Annotated in this window: 13 protein-coding genes; 3 read left to right on the top strand and 10 right to left on the bottom strand. The window is 34.5% G+C overall.

The window, feature by feature from the left end; genetic code table 11:
- Positions 1 to 77: 77 nt before the first annotated feature.
- Positions 78 to 1259: a carbohydrate binding domain-containing protein gene (locus tag EVI01_RS04655; protein ID WP_010752405.1), complete on the bottom strand. Its 1182-nt coding sequence runs from the start codon at positions 1257 to 1259 to the stop codon at positions 78 to 80.
- 316 nt (positions 1260 to 1575) lie between these two features.
- On the opposite strand from EVI01_RS04655, the gene EVI01_RS04650 reads away from it, so the two are divergent.
- The gene (locus tag EVI01_RS04650; RefSeq protein WP_010752406.1) at positions 1576 to 3000 is read left to right on the top strand and encodes a helix-turn-helix domain-containing protein; all 1425 of its coding nucleotides are present in this window, start codon (positions 1576 to 1578) and stop codon (positions 2998 to 3000) included.
- 208 nt (positions 3001 to 3208) lie between these two features.
- Here the strand turns inward: EVI01_RS04650 and asnS are convergent, their stop codons facing one another.
- The 6 genes from asnS to EVI01_RS04615 form a co-directional block, all read right to left on the bottom strand.
- Positions 3209 to 4507 (bottom strand): asparagine--tRNA ligase, encoded by a 1299-nt coding sequence (gene asnS, locus EVI01_RS04645; RefSeq protein WP_010752407.1) that lies wholly within the window; start codon positions 4505 to 4507, stop codon positions 3209 to 3211.
- A 36-nt stretch (positions 4508 to 4543) separates the two neighbouring features.
- Positions 4544 to 5734 (bottom strand): pyridoxal phosphate-dependent aminotransferase, encoded by a 1191-nt coding sequence (locus tag EVI01_RS04640; RefSeq protein ID WP_010752408.1) that lies wholly within the window; start codon positions 5732 to 5734, stop codon positions 4544 to 4546.
- A 19-nt stretch (positions 5735 to 5753) separates the two neighbouring features.
- Positions 5754 to 6272 (bottom strand): cell wall elongation regulator TseB-like domain-containing protein, encoded by a 519-nt coding sequence (locus EVI01_RS04635; protein WP_010752409.1) that lies wholly within the window; start codon positions 6270 to 6272, stop codon positions 5754 to 5756.
- A gap of 78 nt (positions 6273 to 6350) precedes the next feature.
- Complete coding sequence (locus EVI01_RS04630; protein ID WP_025480744.1) at positions 6351 to 9131, bottom strand: helicase C-terminal domain-containing protein; 2781 nt, start codon at positions 9129 to 9131, stop codon at positions 6351 to 6353.
- Between the two features lie 269 nt (positions 9132 to 9400).
- Positions 9401 to 9601: a cold-shock protein gene (locus tag EVI01_RS04625; protein ID WP_005875554.1), complete on the bottom strand. Its 201-nt coding sequence runs from the start codon at positions 9599 to 9601 to the stop codon at positions 9401 to 9403.
- Positions 9602 to 9924: 323 nt separating this feature from the next.
- Positions 9925 to 11031 (bottom strand): baeRF6 domain-containing protein, encoded by a 1107-nt coding sequence (locus tag EVI01_RS04615; protein ID WP_010752411.1) that lies wholly within the window; start codon positions 11029 to 11031, stop codon positions 9925 to 9927.
- A gap of 225 nt (positions 11032 to 11256) precedes the next feature.
- On the opposite strand from EVI01_RS04615, the gene EVI01_RS14035 reads away from it, so the two are divergent.
- On the top strand, positions 11257 to 11382 hold the full coding sequence (locus EVI01_RS14035; RefSeq protein ID WP_010752412.1) for a hypothetical protein: 126 nt from the start codon (positions 11257 to 11259) through the stop codon (positions 11380 to 11382).
- Positions 11383 to 11583: 201 nt separating this feature from the next.
- Here EVI01_RS14035 and EVI01_RS04610 read toward each other — a convergent pair whose 3' ends face one another.
- The 3 genes from EVI01_RS04610 to EVI01_RS04600 form a co-directional block, all read right to left on the bottom strand.
- Positions 11584 to 13749, bottom strand: coding sequence for an L-type lectin-domain containing protein (locus EVI01_RS04610; protein ID WP_025480745.1), 2166 nt, complete (start codon positions 13747 to 13749; stop codon positions 11584 to 11586).
- Positions 13750 to 13757: 8 nt separating this feature from the next.
- On the bottom strand, positions 13758 to 14732 hold the full coding sequence (locus EVI01_RS04605; protein WP_146811545.1) for a WxLIP family cell surface protein: 975 nt from the start codon (positions 14730 to 14732) through the stop codon (positions 13758 to 13760).
- 153 nt (positions 14733 to 14885) lie between these two features.
- Entirely contained in the window at positions 14886 to 15461 is a 576-nt protein-coding gene (locus EVI01_RS04600; protein ID WP_010752415.1) for a WxL domain-containing protein, read from the bottom strand.
- Between the two features lie 890 nt (positions 15462 to 16351).
- On the opposite strand from EVI01_RS04600, the gene EVI01_RS04595 reads away from it, so the two are divergent.
- Complete coding sequence (locus tag EVI01_RS04595) at positions 16352 to 17659, top strand: serine hydrolase (protein WP_010752416.1); 1308 nt, start codon at positions 16352 to 16354, stop codon at positions 17657 to 17659.
- The last annotated feature ends 31 nt before the right edge of the window (positions 17660 to 17690 follow it).

Here is a 17690-nt window from a genome sequence, read left to right as displayed (position 1 = left end):
ATAAGTGAAAATTTTTTTGATTTCAACTGTTTAGATATGTGGTTTCATAAAAAATGTTATAGCGAATTTTTCATTGCTTATTTTACTTCTAATGTTTTCAACAGTTGTTGGAAGGTAGTCGAAGTACTTGTTCCTGGACGATTTCCAATTAATTTAACCGAAATAACATCTCCAGAAGTCAATGATGTTTTACATGTCACTGTTACAATTCCATTGCTTTTCTTAATAGATGAGTAAAAAGCTTTTCCTTTGTAGGTTTCAGCAATATATGAACCATTATTATAAAGTACGATACGGTTATCTTGTTCAAATGCTGCTTGATCCAAATCCATCACGACTGTATTTCCAACTACTTGAATATTTTTCACTACATTATCTAATTCAGGTGCCCCTACTTCTAAAGAATTATTTACAACAAGTGTTTCTAATAATTCTTTGCCAACTGAACTGTGTCCAGGTGTACCAGGTGCTATGTATACTTCAATTTTTTCTCCTTTTTGTCCATTAAATCCACGACGTACCTTAACAGATTGTTCTGCTTTATCTACAGAAGAATAGTAAGCTTTCCCTTGATAAGTTTCAAAATAATATTCGCCATTTAGATAAACGATGTAGCGTTTTTTACTGTTAAATTGTTCTTTCGTTAAGTTTAAGTTAACAAATGCTTGACGACTTTCTACATCAACAGAAAGCAAGGTGTTTTGAGTTGTTTCATCTTCTGATTGGACATCAATATTTTTAAACATTGCCCAGCCATTTCCTGTCGAAGAAAAACGCAGAATATATCTATTATTTATTTCTGGTGTAGTAAATGAGAATGTTTTTCTTTCCCAGTTCTCATTGTCATGAGAAACTTCCTGTAAAGGCTTAAACGCTTCATCTTGATTCAAGGTACCAAACTCCACTTTCGCAGGAAATCCAGAGCTTGCGACTGTATATGAAAAAGTATAGGTAGTATTTGGTTTCAAACTTACAAATTGATGGATGTTTTCACCATAACTTGCTTTCACATAAGAAACACCATCTTCTGTTATTAATTCTGGATTGTTCGATTCAGGATTTGAAACAATCCAACCGTTTAATCCATCACTAAAATCACCGTTTTTAATAACAGATTTTTTTGTTACTTTGTTATTTACTCCACTGCTTATAGAAAGTGTGTCTTTCCCCAGTTCTGTCGCACTGACACTAACTGAAGTTCCTACTGACACACACGCGATACTTGCTACAAGCAATTTGTTAAAAACCGTTTGTTTCATTTTAACATCTCCTAAAAATTTAATAGTTATTTGTGTAACGTGTTTTAGTTTACGCTTTATTTTTTCAATAAGCTGTTTAATTTCTAAATTTTTATAGACATTTTATTTTTAGAATTTTTTTTTATTCAATAAAGTAAAAATTTGATGTATTATTTTTTAAACTTCATACAATTTTTTTCTAAAAAAAGAAAAAATGGTTTGTCATAAAAACTATTTTACTAGTAAAATTCTTACTATAAATGAAAACTAAAATGGGGAGGTCCTGTACATTTTTAAAGAGATATTATCCAGAAAACATCGAAACCAATTACTTATTTTGGAGTCATTTCTAGAAGAACAAACCGTCACCATTCAGCAGTTAGAAGAAAAAACTGGCGCAACCAAACAAACTATCCATAAACAAATCAGGGAATTAGAGCAAATTTTCTCTTTTCGTTTAAAAAAATATCGAAATACCTTTTATTTACAGAATAAAGAAATGATCAATTATACGACTATTTCTCATTATTTCTATCATCATTCGATTCAATTGCAATTAGTTTCCTTTATTTTCTTTCATCCTTTTGCTTCAACGGCAAAAATAGCAAACACACTTGAAATTAGTGAAACAAAATTTAGAAATGTGTATAAGCAAGTAACTACCGCTTTAAAACTTTATGATATTTCCCTAACGAAATCACCTTTTTGCTTTGTTGGCGATTTTAATAAAATGCGTCAGTTCTTTCAGGTCTTTTTTTCAGAAAAATATTATACAATTGAAGAATATATCACCTCAGACGAACAAGAAATCATTGAAAAAATTCTTCAAGGTTTCGTACATTCAACGAATGAATCATCCTGTCGAACACAACAACTTAATAGTTTGATCTGGGTCACTATTAAATTGAGCGCCCACTTACAAAATACTTGTTTCTTTTTATCAGAGACAAAAGTGAGTCAACAAATTGTCATTGACTATGCCACTTTTAATGACGTATTTAAAATTCCTTATCCTGGCCTTGTAGAATGGAAAATTTCAGTATTACATACTACCTTAACAGAGATGAATCTTTCACCTGAACTGTTAACCAAAAGACAAGCTTTTGTTTCTTTAGCCACTGGTCTTTATGAATTATTCAACATACCACAAGTAAAATTAGATGAAAAAATCTATGACATCGTCACCACTATACTTATTCAATACACGGGGGTCACTTATCTATTAAATCATCAAAAAAAGCAGTTTGTTTTTGCATTTTTCAAACAGAATGGGAATTTTTCTATTCCTATTTCTAACCTCTTCTTAAACAAATTAACCACCTTTAAAAATGACCTTCAAGATGAATCTTTGTTTTACGAATTGATCTATGTCTTACTTGTCCACGACTATCATTTATTGAAACAGATAAGAAAGACACAAAAAAAGATAAAAGTTGGACTTTTTTTTACTCATGAAAAAGCGCATCAAGAATTTCTTTTGTCTGTTCTCAAAAATAAGTTTAGTGAGATTGCGACCTTTAAATTACTTGATGTTCACCAGCCAACATCAATTGCTCATAAGCTCAATTCATTTGATTATTGCCTTACTAATATTCCTATAAGTAAGCAAACTCGATGTATTCTTTTAGATAACTATCCTTCATTTGAAACCCTTCAGGAACTAGAAACACTCTTTCAACAATCTTATTTTCAAGCTTTTTTGAATCATTTGGAAAAGCCACTGGCATTACACATAAAGAAAAATCAAACAAAACATACATAAAGTAGTTCTTTTTAGTGACTAATCAAAAAGAGTGTGAGACAAAAAGTAAAGAATACTTTTGTCTCACACTCTGAATAGGTGTAAACGGTGTTCAAGTAGCAACTCCTCAACAATAAGCGTTAAATTTCTAAAATATGAGGAGCTATTTTAAAAATTTATCTCTTATTCGCTCGGAGCTGATCGCTACTTTCACGACCTCTTGTTCTGTTTATGGGTAGATTCGGTTTAATAAGCGTGGGAATGGAATAGCTTCACGAACGTGATCAATTCCAGAAATCCAAGTCACTGTTCGTTCTAAGCCTAAACCGAAACCAGAATGTGGCACAGAGCCATATTTGCGTAAATCAAGATACCAGGAATATTCATTTTCATCTAAACCATGGTTTTTGATTTGTTCAAGTAAGAAATCATAATCAGTTGCTCTTTCACTACCACCGATAATTTCACCATAGCCTTCTGGCGCTATCATATCTGCACAAATCACGACGTCTTCACGCGTTGAATGTGGTTTCATGTAGAAAGGCTTAATCGCTTTTGGATAATTTAAAATAAATACTGGTTGTTCAAATGAATTAGCGATAAACGTTTCATGAGGAGAGCCAAAATCATCGCCCCATTCGATATCGTCAAACCCATTTTTCTTTAACAACTCAATAGCATCATCATAAGAGATACGTGGAAATGGCAGTTTTGTGTAAGATTTCAATACTTCTTTGTCTCGTTCTAAAACATCTAGTGCATAATCACAATGATCCAATACATTTTGTACTAAGAAAGCGACGTATTGTTCTTGCACTTCTAGGCTTTCTTCTTGATGGGTAAATGCCATCTCAGGTTCGATCATCCAAAATTCAATTAGATGACGACGTGTTTTTGATTTTTCTGCGCGGAAAGTTGGACCAAAAGAAAATACTTTTCCAAAAGCCATCGCTGCAGCTTCCATGTATAATTGTCCACTTTGAGATAAATACGCTTTTTGATCAAAATAATTTGTCTCAAATAAATCAGTTGTTCCTTCCGGCGCCGATCCAGTTAAAATTGGTGGATCGATTTTAACAAAGTTCTGATTATTAAAGAACTCATAAGTTGCTCGAATAATCTCGTTTCGGATTTGCATAATGGCATGCTGTTTAGATGAACGTAACCATAGATGGCGGTGATCCATCAAAAAGTCCGTCCCATGTTCTTTTGGTGTAATCGGATAATCATGACTCTCGCTGACTACTTCAATTGATTGGATCCCAATTTCATAACCAAATTTTGAACGACTGTCTTCACGGATTTCTCCAGTTAAAAGGACGGATGTTTCTTGAGTCAGATTTTTAGCAAGCTGGAAGACTTCTTCCGGAACTTCACTTTTAACAACCACACCTTGAAAATAAGCTGTTCCATCTCTTAATTGTAGAAAAGCAATTTTTCCACTTGAGCGTTTGTTTGCGACCCAAGCGCCAATTTTCACTGTTTCTCCTACATGATTTTTCGAATCGATGATTTGAATTGTTTCCACGTATGTCTCTCCTTTTTTCTACCTTGATTAATAGGATTAATTTTGACTTTTACTCTCAATAAAATGGGCTATTCGACGCACTGCTTCTTCTAATGTTCCAAGATCTGTCGCATAACTCAAACGAACATTTTCCGGTGCACCAAACCCTTCGCCTGTAACTAAAGCCACGCCAGTTTCTTCCAGAAGATCTTCTACCCATTTTGTGACATGATCATAGCCACACATAGCGATAGTTTCTTTTACATTAGGAAATAGATAAAAAGCACCTTGTGGTTTATTGAGCGTCACACCAGGTAAACTTGAAACAAGTGGGTATAAAGTATTTAGACGTGCTTCAAAAGCCTGACGCATTTCTTCCACTGTATCTTGCTTACCTGTCAAAGCTTCGATTGCTGCATATTGACTGACAGCAGTGGGATTACTTGTTGATTGTGAAGCAATTGAGATCATGCCATTGATGATTTCTTGATTTCCTATAGCAAAGCCGATCCGCCAACCAGTCATGGCATAGGTCTTTGATACTCCATTAATGATAATTGTTTGCTTGCGAATGGCTTCAGAAATGGAAGCAATTGGAGTAAACTCATTGCCATTATAAACTAATCGTCCATAAATATCATCTGCAACTATTAAAATGTCATTTTTTACTGCCCATTCGCCAATCGCTTGTAATTCCTTTTTATCATAGATCATACCAGTCGGATTAGAAGGAGAATTGACAATTAATGCTTTCGTTTTAGATGAACGAGCTTTTTCTAATTGTGCAACAGTTACTTTAAAGGCATTTTTTTCTTCTCCTTTAACAAATACTGGATGTCCACCTGCTAATTTTACTTGCTCACCATAGCTTACCCAGTAAGGTACAGGAATGATGACTTCATCTTCAGGATCTAAAATCGTTTGAAAAAGCGCATAAAGCGCAAATTTTGCTCCATCTGTTACGATTGTCTGCGAAGTTTCATAATGAAGACCATAGTTTTCTTTCATGTAGGTAACGATTGCTTGACGCAGTTCAGGAAGTCCAGCACTTGGTGTATAATAGCTTGCTTTACCATTTTTGATCGCACGAATGGCGACTTCTTGTATATTTTCTGGAGTCGCAAAATCTGGTTCTCCGACAGTCAAACTTAGAATATCTTTTCCTTGTGCTTTTAAAGCTTTTGCTTTTGCTGCTGTAGCCAGTGTAACAGAAGGTTCTAATTGTTGTGTTCTTTTCGACAGCTTCATCCAACTCATCCTTTACAAATTATATTCCAGTGATCGTTTTTACTTCTTTCCCCGATTCAAAGGAAAGTAAATAATAATTTAATTGATCGTTCGAATTTTTTCCAACAATCTCCCAGACCGCTTGATCTTCGTACATACCAAGAGAGGCCTTTTCGATTTGAACTTCTGGATGAGCCTCTGCTATTTTTTGCTTTGCCTCTTGTTCCGTTAACCCATTCTTTTGATCCATTACTTTTACTTTTTCTCCTGATTTGGGGATAATAACGGCAATTTCTTGTCCCTTATCATTTTTACCTGTTAAAGAAAAATAAGTGTTTTTACGCGTAAACCAATAAAAATGGTCCACTTCTTCAAGGTCTGCATATTTTTTAGCAATTTCAATTGCTTCTTGTTTTGCTTGCATTCTGGGACGGCTCGAACGCAAATAAAAAATGGAACTACAGACGATGATCGCTAATAAAGCGATGATCAGTCCAAGTAATACACGATTGATTGTTTTTTCTTTTGTTGGTTCTTGCTTATTTAATTGCTTCTTCAAGGATCATCGCTCCTTTTATATTGACTAGAGTTTATTATAACAGATTTTCTATGTGAAAAAAGATGGTCAGAAAAAAGTTTATTCCTCGCTTTTCTTCAAAAATTCATGGATATCTTGACAAATATCGTCTAATGATTCTTCTTTAATTGTTATTTTCTTAGGCAGTGCTTGGATAATCCTTGAGCTATACTTTGCAGAAAGAAAACGATGATCCAAAATTAATAAAACGCCTCGATCTTCTTCTCCACGGATCAGTCGCCCCAACGCTTGTCTTAACTTTAACGCAGCTTTAGGTACAGACTCTTGATAAAATGGGTTGATTCCTTCAGATTCAAGATAAGCATTTCTCGCTTTGACCATTGGACGCAAAGGGTTATCAAAAGGTAAACGTGTGACCACGACAATCTGCAAAGCATCCCCAGGCAAATCTACCCCTTCCCAGAAACTATCAGCGCCAAATAAAACACTCATTTCTGATAACATAAACCGTTTCAATAATTTTTGCCGACTGCCCCCAATTCCTTGTGCTAAGATTTCTCTTCCTTGTTCTAACATCGACAAATGGATCATTTGATATACTTTTTGCAAGATATCATGCGAGGTGAACAGCACTAATATGGGACGTTTCTCTTGATCAATCAAACGTGTCAATGTTCGAGAGAGATACTCAACATATTGCTGATTGTTTACTTGACTAATCGCTGGCGCCTCTTTTGGTATATAAATCCTCGCTTGTTTTTCATAATCATATGGCGAAGCAATCACCTTCAAAGGAGTACCATCAATTCCTAAGCGCTTGGCTAAATACTGACGATTTGGACCAATTTTAAGGGTTCCTCCCATATATATAATATGGGTATAGCGTGGATACCAGACTGACGCTTTTAATAACGCTGCATTAAAATCATGCAGATGAAAAATTGTTTGTTGTGGGATTTTGTTTGGAATAAACCAGTGGATCAAATTCTCATGCCAATCTTCCAACCATTTCTCCATAAATTCTGCTTGTTTGTCCATTTGGTCAAATAATTGATAGAAGCTTGCCAAATCAATACGCATTTGTTTGGTCCAACTGTCTTGGATCTTCTCCAAACTAATTCGCATTTGCCCTTGTAATTGCTGGATTTCACGATAAAACAAATGAAGATGGTCAATTGCTAAACTTGATTCAATAGGTAGCTCGGCCAGTTTTTCTTGGGTAATCATCATTTCTTCTGGGTATTCATCTTTTTTTATCTTTGCCGCAAATTGATTTAAACCTTCTGCGAGAAACAGTTGTGCTTCACAAAGCGCATGTAATTCATCTTGATAAATTTCTAGCCAACGATGCACTTCGTGATTTGTTGGTAAATAATGTTTGAGCCGATCAAATAACTGCTCTGGTTCTATCAATTGTTGAATCTGTTTATAAAAATAAGCAATACTTAGACGTTGGTCATTCACTTTTTCTGCAATATCAGGCAGATGGTGGGCTTCATCAATCAATAAGTATGGGCTAGCTGGAAGTAACGGTCTTTTCCTTTGTGTTTCCTGAACTAAAAAAGCATGATTGACAATTAAAAAATTACTCTGTTGCACTTTTTTCTCCAAAAAGCGCACAAAATCTTGCGCATAAAATGGTTGATTCTTTGCTAAAAAAGAAGTGCCACGATGTGCGATTTCAGAAAAAAGAGGAGGATTTAGATTGGTTAAATGCAACTCATCTAAGTCGCCAGTTTTTGTTTGCGTCAACCATACTAAGATCGCCATCTGATACAATAAATACTGCTTTTGTTCTTTGGGTGCGTCTAAAGTCGCTTTAAATCTTTGCAAATCAATATAATGTCGATAGCTTTTTATAATTGTTGCTTGAATCGGTTGATCAAGCAATTGATTTAATAGTGGGATGTCTTTTTCCATGATTTGTTGTTGTAAGACTAAAGAAACAGTACTGATGATCGCTGGTCTTTCAGGCGTAGCTAGATAGCTTAAAGGAAGCAAATAGCCAATGGTTTTACCCATTCCTGTTGCTGCTTCGATCATTAAATTTTTTGAATCTTCTTGCGTAAAATGATCATATACAGCGTTCATTAATCGATTTTGTTCTTTACGATACATCAGTGTTTTTCCAAAAATTCTTTCTTTTGCTTGTTTTTTGCGAGGATAGACCTGTTCTTCGTAATGAGTACTAGTATAAAGTTCGACTTGCTTTTTTTGCAATGCTAGACCGTCAATAATTTCTATATCTTCACTTAATGATGTAGGATGTGCTTTCATCTCCTCCATGACGGTTTGAATAAAACTTCCCGTATCCATGCCGGTTTGTCCACTCAAAGTAGCAATTGCTTCTAGCGTAACTAAAGGTAAGGCTCTCATTCGTTCTTCAATTAATAAAAGAAGTTGAGCTGTTACTTCTGCATCGCTGTCTGCTTGATGAGGATTCTCGTGAATAAAGCCTAAACTCTCAGATAAATCAGCCAATCGAAAACTTGGTTCGCTTGGCAAAAAAATTTGCGCTAACTCAACGGTATCAATCCCAGGTATGGTTAAAGCTGGTGTTTGACAACGTAACAATTCTTGATTGAGGAAATTGTAATCAAAATAAACATTGTGCGCAACAAAAACGGTATCAGCCAAAAGATTATAGATAGTTGCTGCGACATCTTCAAAGTAAGGTGCTTGCTGAACTCGACGATTTGAGATCCCTGTTAAATGTTGGATCTGTTTCGAAATCTTCCGCCCTGGATTAATGTCTATCGAAAAACGAGCAGTCATTCGACCAGCTTCAATCATGACACATCCAAATTGGATAATGCGATCTTCTTTTGGATTTGTCCCAGTTGTTTCAATATCGACAACTGCATAAGTTTTTGGTTTCAACATAACTTCCTCTTCTCTTGCCATTAAATGTTCTCTTGCGATTATACTACAAACACTGGAAAATTTCTTAATCCGTCTTTTTATTTTATAAAAAAATCCTTTATTTAGCTGTTCTTCTTTCTATTAAATGATTCAAGCTCTTCATTTCCTTTTATTTCTTGTCATCCCTTTGTTTATTCTCTAGTTAAAAAAAGAAAACAATGCCACACAAAAAAAGCCCGATAACTATCTTAAGATAGTTATCGGGCTTTACTACTTATATAAGTGAATTAAGCTTTAACAACGTTTGTTGCTTGAGGGCCACGTTGACCTTCTTCTACGTCAAAGTTTACTGTTTGACCTTCTTCTAAAGTTTTGAATCCGTCGCCTTGGATAGCTGAGAAATGAACGAATACATCGTTACCGTTTTCTGCTGTAATAAATCCAAAACCTTTTTCTGAGTTAAACCATTTCACTGTACCTGTTTCCATAATAAAAATCCTCCTTGTGTCTCAACACATATTTTGCAATTACTTGAATGGTGTATATCTGGAAGATGTTTATTTGAAACAAGCTACCACAGATTACCGAACAAAAACTACATTTTTAATATATCATACCGTTTACAAAATAGCCACTATTTTCCCTTCTTTTTTTCTCTTTCCTCTCATATTTTATGAACAAACAAGCCTAAATATATTCACTTTATTTGTTCCAAAAGCATTTTAAAAGTTTCCTCAAAAAAGAGGAAGGGAAAAATCCCTACCTCTTAAATTTGTTTGGCAAAATTCATTCAATTTTTCATTTCAAGTTTTTAATATCGAAGGATGGCTACTAAACTCTTCTCATCTGGGGCATCTTTTTGTTCAAGGATAAACACCTGTCCCCCATTTGTAAGAACATTATCCGCTAATTCATTCAGTACTTGACGACGATCATATTCCGTTTCTGGATCTTCACCAAATCCATCTACTAAGTTTGAGGTGGCAACAAATAAATGGGAAATTTTCCCTTCTTTGGCCGCTGGAACAATATCGACAAGTTGGTCAATGAATTTCTTATCTAATAATCGATTATAACCTTTCGCTTCATTGGCTGCTAATTCATCAGATAGTTTTTTCGCCCCTTCTTCGATTTCTTTTAGTGTCAACTGTGCAGGTGAAGCAGAAATTGCCACTTCGGAGCGATAATAAGGGTTTTTGGCTACTTTTTTAAACATTGTTTGATTTTCTGGTAAGGCAAATAAATAGATTGGCCATTTTTCTGGATTTTCAAAGGTGTTTTTAAAGTACTCATCTACTGCTTGGTAATAATTAACCCAATCGATTTCGACTTCTTCATCTTTTGGATTGACACCATGGAATGTGGCACCTTCACCTCCATTTGATGTATAGTTTAGACCGCCACCTGTTAATTCTGAGCCTAAAGCCGTTACCACATCTTTAGGGGCATCATCTGGCAATTTTACTTCTTTCACTTGTTTATTGTTTACTTCATACAATTTCATTGAATCTCGGTTTAAGCCTAGTAAATAGTATGAGTAATTGAAGTGACTATTTTTGATAACTGCCAGTAAATACGGCAGATCACTCACATAATACTGATCATCAACAGGAATACTTAAGCGATGGATATAGGTTTGCTTTGGAGACAAGATAAGTGCAACACTAGCTGTTGCACTCCGCCAGAACGAAGCATCTTCTAATAAACTAGTGATTTTTTCTTGGAACAAGGACCAATCGTGCTCAGCATATTTTTTTTCAAACCGTTTTTTTGCTTCTTTTGCAAAATTTTTGAGTTTGATTTGGTCTTTTTCGACGTCTTGATGTGCTACATGTGTGTTTAACATAATCGTGACAAAGGGTCCTTTTACATCTTCTGAAGTTAACTGTGACAATAATTCTTTCGCCATTTTTGCCATAAACGTATCCCTCCTAAAAAATCATTCCTTTACTATAAGTAAAGTCTACCACAACAATTTTTTTCAAGACAATAAAACGAATCCTTACGAGTAATTGGCACACTATTTTTTTCTCTACTTCATTTTCTCTTCACACTTTTATCCGACTTCTTAGTTAAATGTTAATAAAACCTTCAAATATTTTTGTTAAAATAGGATTAATTCAATAAAAAATGAGGTGATTCCATGCAATTACTTATGATTTTTAGCTTATTAACGATCACTGCTCTTTTTCTTTTTACAGCCTCCCGTTTGACAGAATCAAAAACACAAACCGTAAAAGTACGCAGTCATTACAAAAATAACCATTAGTACCTCAATAACCAACATTCGTGCTTACAGCCTGCCAAAATCAATAAAATTGGACGTTTTTCGTCAATAATAAAAAATAATTTATTTAGGTTTTGGCTTTATTTTCAAAGAATAAAAAAACAAAAAAGAATCGTCTGACACTCGATTCTTTTTTGTTTCTTCATATATTAGATAGATTTAAACGAAATCTTTTGCGATTTTTTAAGAAACGCTATTAGTTAGCGTCCAGTTAATCTCTCCTGAATAGGTACCCGGAACAATTGTTAATGGATCTGCCTTAAATTTAAAATAGATATCATATTCATTAAAATCTTTCGTCAAATCGGCCGCTCCTACGGTTTCTTGGGTAAAGATTCTTTGTTTTTCACTGGTTAACTGGAAAAGCAAATTTTTTGTGTCTTTTTCAAAGAAGCAAAGGGAGAAGTCTTCTGCCCATCCACTCACTTGTTCGACAATACTGGTTAATTGACCATCAAACGCCCACAATTCTTCCCCCGTATTGGTTATACTCAGTTGATTTTCTAAATTGTCTACTTTGAGATAAAAATAACCATCCGATTCCTTAGTTTTAATTAAATCATTAATCGTTACCGTTTTTCCGTTAAAATTTCCAGGTACCGTATTTAATTCGACAATTCCTCTAAAATCAATCGCTTGGTACACTGTTTCTGACTGATTCCCTTCTACATCAATAACGTAAATCCCAACGTAATAGATCGTTCCTGGTTGAAGTTCTGTGGTGTCATAGTCAATCGTAGCAGTTAAAGGATCCGTTAGTTGTTCCCTTGAAATACTGGTTTTTTCAGAGAACGTCATCGTTGATAGATCTTCTTCAGAAACAAGTTGGCTCATAAACAACTGAACAGAAGTTGAATTTTCATCTTCTATTTGAATAGAAAAATAGGCATGACGATTTTGACGGACAATGGTTGCATCTTCTTTTGCTTCTGTTGCCGTTTTATATCCGGTAGTTACGGTAGGTTCCCAAGTTCCTGTCAAATTGTAATAGTGTGTCTCTGCATTGCCAGAAATGACAGGAGCAGAAAAAGCATTACCAGAAAATGTTGTAGTAACAGGTATCTTTAAATTAAGATTTTTATCCGTTTCGATATAATTATTTTTTACTTTAAAATATATCTCATACTGATATCCTCTTTCTAATTCTGGCAAGGTGACAGTAACTGTATCTCCTTCTCTTACAAAATCAATTGGAATTCCTTCCTCTGGTTGAACAACCGTACTCGTATCTTCAATTTTGACAAAGTAAATCGTATCATCAACCAAATCTAAACTATCTGGCACCAAAAAATCAATGGCCGTTCCTGGCTGTAGGCTTGTCAAGTCACTGTCTTCAGAATAAGTAAGAATGGTCATATAACTAATTTCTTGCTCTTTATCTACCGAGTAAATCGTTTGAGGCACCGCACCAGTATCAAGAAGCAACTGGTTATTTGATACTTGAAAAATTCCTGTTCTTAATTGTAAGTCAACTAACCCTTCTACATTAACAAATGAAACAGCTTTTGCTTGTGAGTATCCTCCATTTGCTCCTGTAAATCCAAAATAAACAGATTTTCCTGAGCTTAATCCTAAATTAGTTTTGAACGTGTCATCTACTGGGATGGTGACATTTACATCATAATCTGGCACCGTATAGGTAAAAGTGCTTTCACTTGCTTTAAATTCCACCGTAAAATTGTGCCATTGCCCATCTGATAAATCCGCAACCGCTACTTCATCTTGATGGTGAAGTACCTTGTCTACGAGTATAGTTCCATCTGTCGTATAGGAACTGTCGACACCTGGATAGGCCCAAGCGATATGATGACCTTGGGAAACGGTATCTCGGTCCATCATTCCCTGTCTATCGAAAATGGTACTATAATTGTTACGATAGGTGTCAAATTCTATAGCAATACTGTTAGGGATAGCGCCTTGACTTAGAGGATTAGTGCCTGCTGTATTTGACCAAACTCCAAGCGTCGGACCTGCTTCTTCACCTAAAGCGGTTGGCCCGTTACTTTGCATGACAAAAGCCACTCCATCGCTATCATTTGCAGTATTTTCAATATAAAAAGCCATTTCTATTTTAAAATCTCTTGTAAAAGTAACTGGATTATTAAACCATACGGCACCACTTGAGTTGGTCGTTGTATCATTGATTTGTACATACCGATGCTTTTGTGACCCAGCTGGTGCTCCTGCTTTCCCAACCGTTGTAATCATCGTCTCGTCAATTGGCAATGTTTCAAATGACGGTTCAACAATTGCTGCATTCGCTCTAGTAGAGAAAAGCAGAAATAGGATAAATAAAAGAAAAACGAATGATCCTTCCTGAAAAACTCTTGTTGTTTTCTGTTTATTCATTTTTTGCATCACTCACTTTGTGATTTTTTTGATTGATAATATTTCCATGTTAACCATAGGATAATGACTAGCAACACCAGAATAAATGAGACCAATAAGAAGACTAACAGATTCTTGTTATCATCTTGTGCATAAACAGTTTTTTGATTAATTGATTTGGCTTTTTCTTTCGATACAGTAAACGAATCATCAAATGACCATTGACCTTTTGATGAGGTCACTTCGATATGTGTGGTGTAGTCGCCAGGATCTAATTGCTTGGTTTCCAACTCCGTAATCAAAGGAATCGTAGAATTAGGGGCAATTTGATAATTCTCAATTTTCTTTTCACCAACGATTTTATTATTTTTTTTAGCATAGATGGTTGTTTGAACTTTTACACCACCAAAGGCTGTGGGTTGATCATTTTTAATCGTACTTTGAATCACAGCATTGTCATTTTTGACAATCGGCTCTGTTTTTTCTAATGATAGATTTGGTGAAGGTAATTCTGTTAGACCATTTCTTAACCTAATCCCCACTTGAGTCACGTAACGAGCCTGGATCATTGTATCTTTGTTTGATTCTTTGGTGTCATCGGAAACAATATCAAACGAGAATACACCTAAAATTTCTCCGGTTATTTTTTGTTTTTTTAGATCTAAAGTAAAGGATACTTCTTTGGCTTCATTTGGTTTCAATTTTATTTTCTGTTGCTTGGGTTCAATAAAACGAGTAAACGAATATCCTTGATTTTTTTCTGCCGTTTCAGTTTTTTGATACGCAATAATGCCAGTAGAAGTTGTATAACTATTTAAAGCACTACCTTCAATTTCTAATGTTTGATCAGATGTGTTTTGGACGATCATCGTTAACGTTTCTTTTGTCTCTTCTTTCACAAGCAAATCAAAGTAAGTCGCATCAGAAACTTGATTTTCAGGAAAGCTAGGTAAAACAGTAAAAGCAGTCGTTTCTGCTTCTACAGATAAATGGCCAACATTTATACATAAAAAAAAGAAACTTGAAAAGAAAATTAGTGCAAGCAGAATTTTTTATTTATTTTCATCATCTCTCATTCCCATACCATTCTTTCAAAAATTTTTACAAAAAATCTCACATGTATGATAAATCTCTCATTACATGTGAGCTTCTTATTTTTACGCTGGTGTATAAGCGTTAGTTAAAGTCCATGTAACAACACCTGAATACTGCCCGCTATTAATATTTTGTTTAGGAAATGTTAATGTCGTCGCCGTAAAATCAAAGGCATTTTCTGCTAGTCCAGTTGTACCATTTGCTGTAGCCACAAGTGTTGGATCTGTTGCACCTGCATCAATGGCAGGAATCGTTCCAATCGCAGCATCCCCTTGCGCAACAGTAGCAGCTAAATTTAATTGTGCAGATTGAATTTTGACTGAATTTTCGTTTTCAATGGCAGATAATTGAGCTGTAAGCATCCATCCAGAGTCATTCGGTCCTCGATAATCTGAGATCATAGTTGTTTCTGGCGTACTTGTTAACGATTGATCAGAATCAGCGATATCTTTAATAGACAACGTGCCAAAATCAAAATTAGAAACTCTGTCTAAACTTAAAATACCTGCTTGAATATTAAGTGAAGCCTCACTTGTTAATTCTGCTGTCGGATTTGCTTCAACAGCAAATGCATTTTGAACACCACCAAATAAACCAACCCCACTACCTAACAACATAAAAATAATACTCTTTTTCATAAATACCCCACCTTTAAAATATGTTTTTTTATCATTTTATTTTTACCATAAATTAATAATAACATATTCAATTAAAATTACCAAAACATTTGTTAATTAAGTTTGTAAAGAAAAAGTTTTTTCACTTCACTTTTTTTAAAAAAATATATAAACTAACAAACCTAGTTAAATCAAGCGTTTAATAATTATATAATTTATTTTAACTAACTTCCAAGTAGCGTTAAATATTTTGTTTCCCATCCCTACTTTTTAAAAGAACATCAGCTTCTTTTTTTATTGAATTAATTATGATAAAAAGCATCAATAAAAGCCCTGCCAAAGTTAATTACAATAGTTATTTATTAAAAATATATACATCTAAAGAAACTTATTCTTGTTTAAATAAAATGTTTCACATTTATTTTCTTTCCTTCTAACCTTTTTTCTTTCCATCCAATACTTTATTTTAATTGCGGAGTGATTTCTTCTCATTATTTGTCCACTTAGCTACTTATTCATCATTGCTATTTGTTCAGCCATTCCAAATTTTAACTGAGGTCCGTTTTATCTGTTTTCTACGTAATTTAGATTAAAAATGAAGTGATATATAAATTTATCCACATCAAAAATGAAGCAACATATCTTTCTAAATAAATATCCACTGAACAGAGTCCCGCTCACCTTTATCGCTTCTTTCTTTTTGATCATGCGTTTTTGTTCTTGCCATTCATATTGATACAAAAAAACCGTAGTATAAGTTTCCTCTCAATATTCGTCATATTTTTCTTTACAAATAAAAAAATAGAATCCTGACAAAATCTAAGGTTTTTTCCAGAAACATTGAAACTGGTGCTTTTCTCTGATAAAATTTTAATTTGTAGGAAAAAAATTAGAAAACAAGGAGATCGGTTATGGCCCTAAAGAAAACACGTTTGGTTAGATTATTAACAAGTCTTATTTTATGCCTTACTTTATTTTTACCTGTAGTAACTGTGCAAGCAGATGATGCTTTTACTGTCAATGCAAAAGCAGCTTTTGCTGTGGATGCTGAAAGTGGAAAAGTTCTTTACAATCAAGATGGAGAAAAAGCCATGGGGATTGCCTCTATCACTAAAATTATTGGCCTTTACATCGTACTTGATCAAGTAAAAGAAGGAAAATTATCTTGGGATGAGAAAGTTTCTATCTCAGACTATGCTGAAACGTTAAGTGTTGTTCCTGACCTATCAAATGTTCCTTTACACAAAGAGCATAGTTACACAGTCAAAGAACTATTTGATTCAGCTTTTATCCAATCTGCTAATGCTTCAATGGTCGCCTTAGCAGAAAAAATTTCTGGTAGTGAGACAAAATTTCTAGAAGTAATGAAAAAACAACTAAAGGACTGGGGAATCAACGATGCCACGATCGTGAATGCTTCTGGTTTAAATAATTCTTATCTTGGCGAAAATCGACCAGAAGGCACTTCAGAAACCGAAGAGAATCAGATGTCAGCCAAAGATGTTGCGATCATTGCACGTCATTTGATTTTGGATTTTCCTGAAGTATTAAAGGTGACGAGTACGACGACTAAAATGTTCGGTGAAAATACCCAGTCTCCTGTAGAAATGGTTAACTGGAACTGGATGCTACCAGGTTTTGTTAGCTATAAAGAAGGGGTTGACGGTTTAAAAACTGGGACAACTGAATTTGCTGGTGCATGTTTTGTCGGAACGATCAATAAAAACGGTCAGCGTATCATTACAGTTGTTTTAAATGCTGATAATCATGCAACTGATCCAAGTGCTCGTTTCAATGAAACAAATCGCTTAATGGATTATTGTTATGATAATTGGTCTGTCAAAGAACTAGGAAAAGCCAATGCAAGTATTCCAAATTTGAAAAAAATCGACGTAAAAGATGGAAAAGAAACTTCTGTCGCTTTAGCTTTAAAAAATCCAGTAAAAGTATGGGTTAAAAATGGAATAGATACTGGCAAACTAACGATCACTCCTACTCTAGATAAAAAAGTAACAGCAAATAACCAAGTGAAAGCACCCATCAATAAAGGAACAAAAGTTGGAACAGCAACCATTACCTTAAAAGATGATAAACTAGGCTATTTAGAAGATAATAAAGAACCTACTACAGATATCATTACGACTAAAACCGTTGAAAAAGCGAATATTTTCGTGATTGGTTGGAGACACGTCACTGACTTTTTTAGTCAATTGTTTTAAACTTAAATAAATAAACGATAAAGCGCTCCTT

The organism is Enterococcus villorum (assembly GCF_007990225.1).
In the GTDB taxonomy this organism is placed as follows: Bacteria; Bacillota; Bacilli; order Lactobacillales; family Enterococcaceae; genus Enterococcus_B; species Enterococcus_B villorum.
Note: the sequence above shows the minus strand (reverse complement) of the source record. Positions and strands in the feature narration are given on the sequence as shown.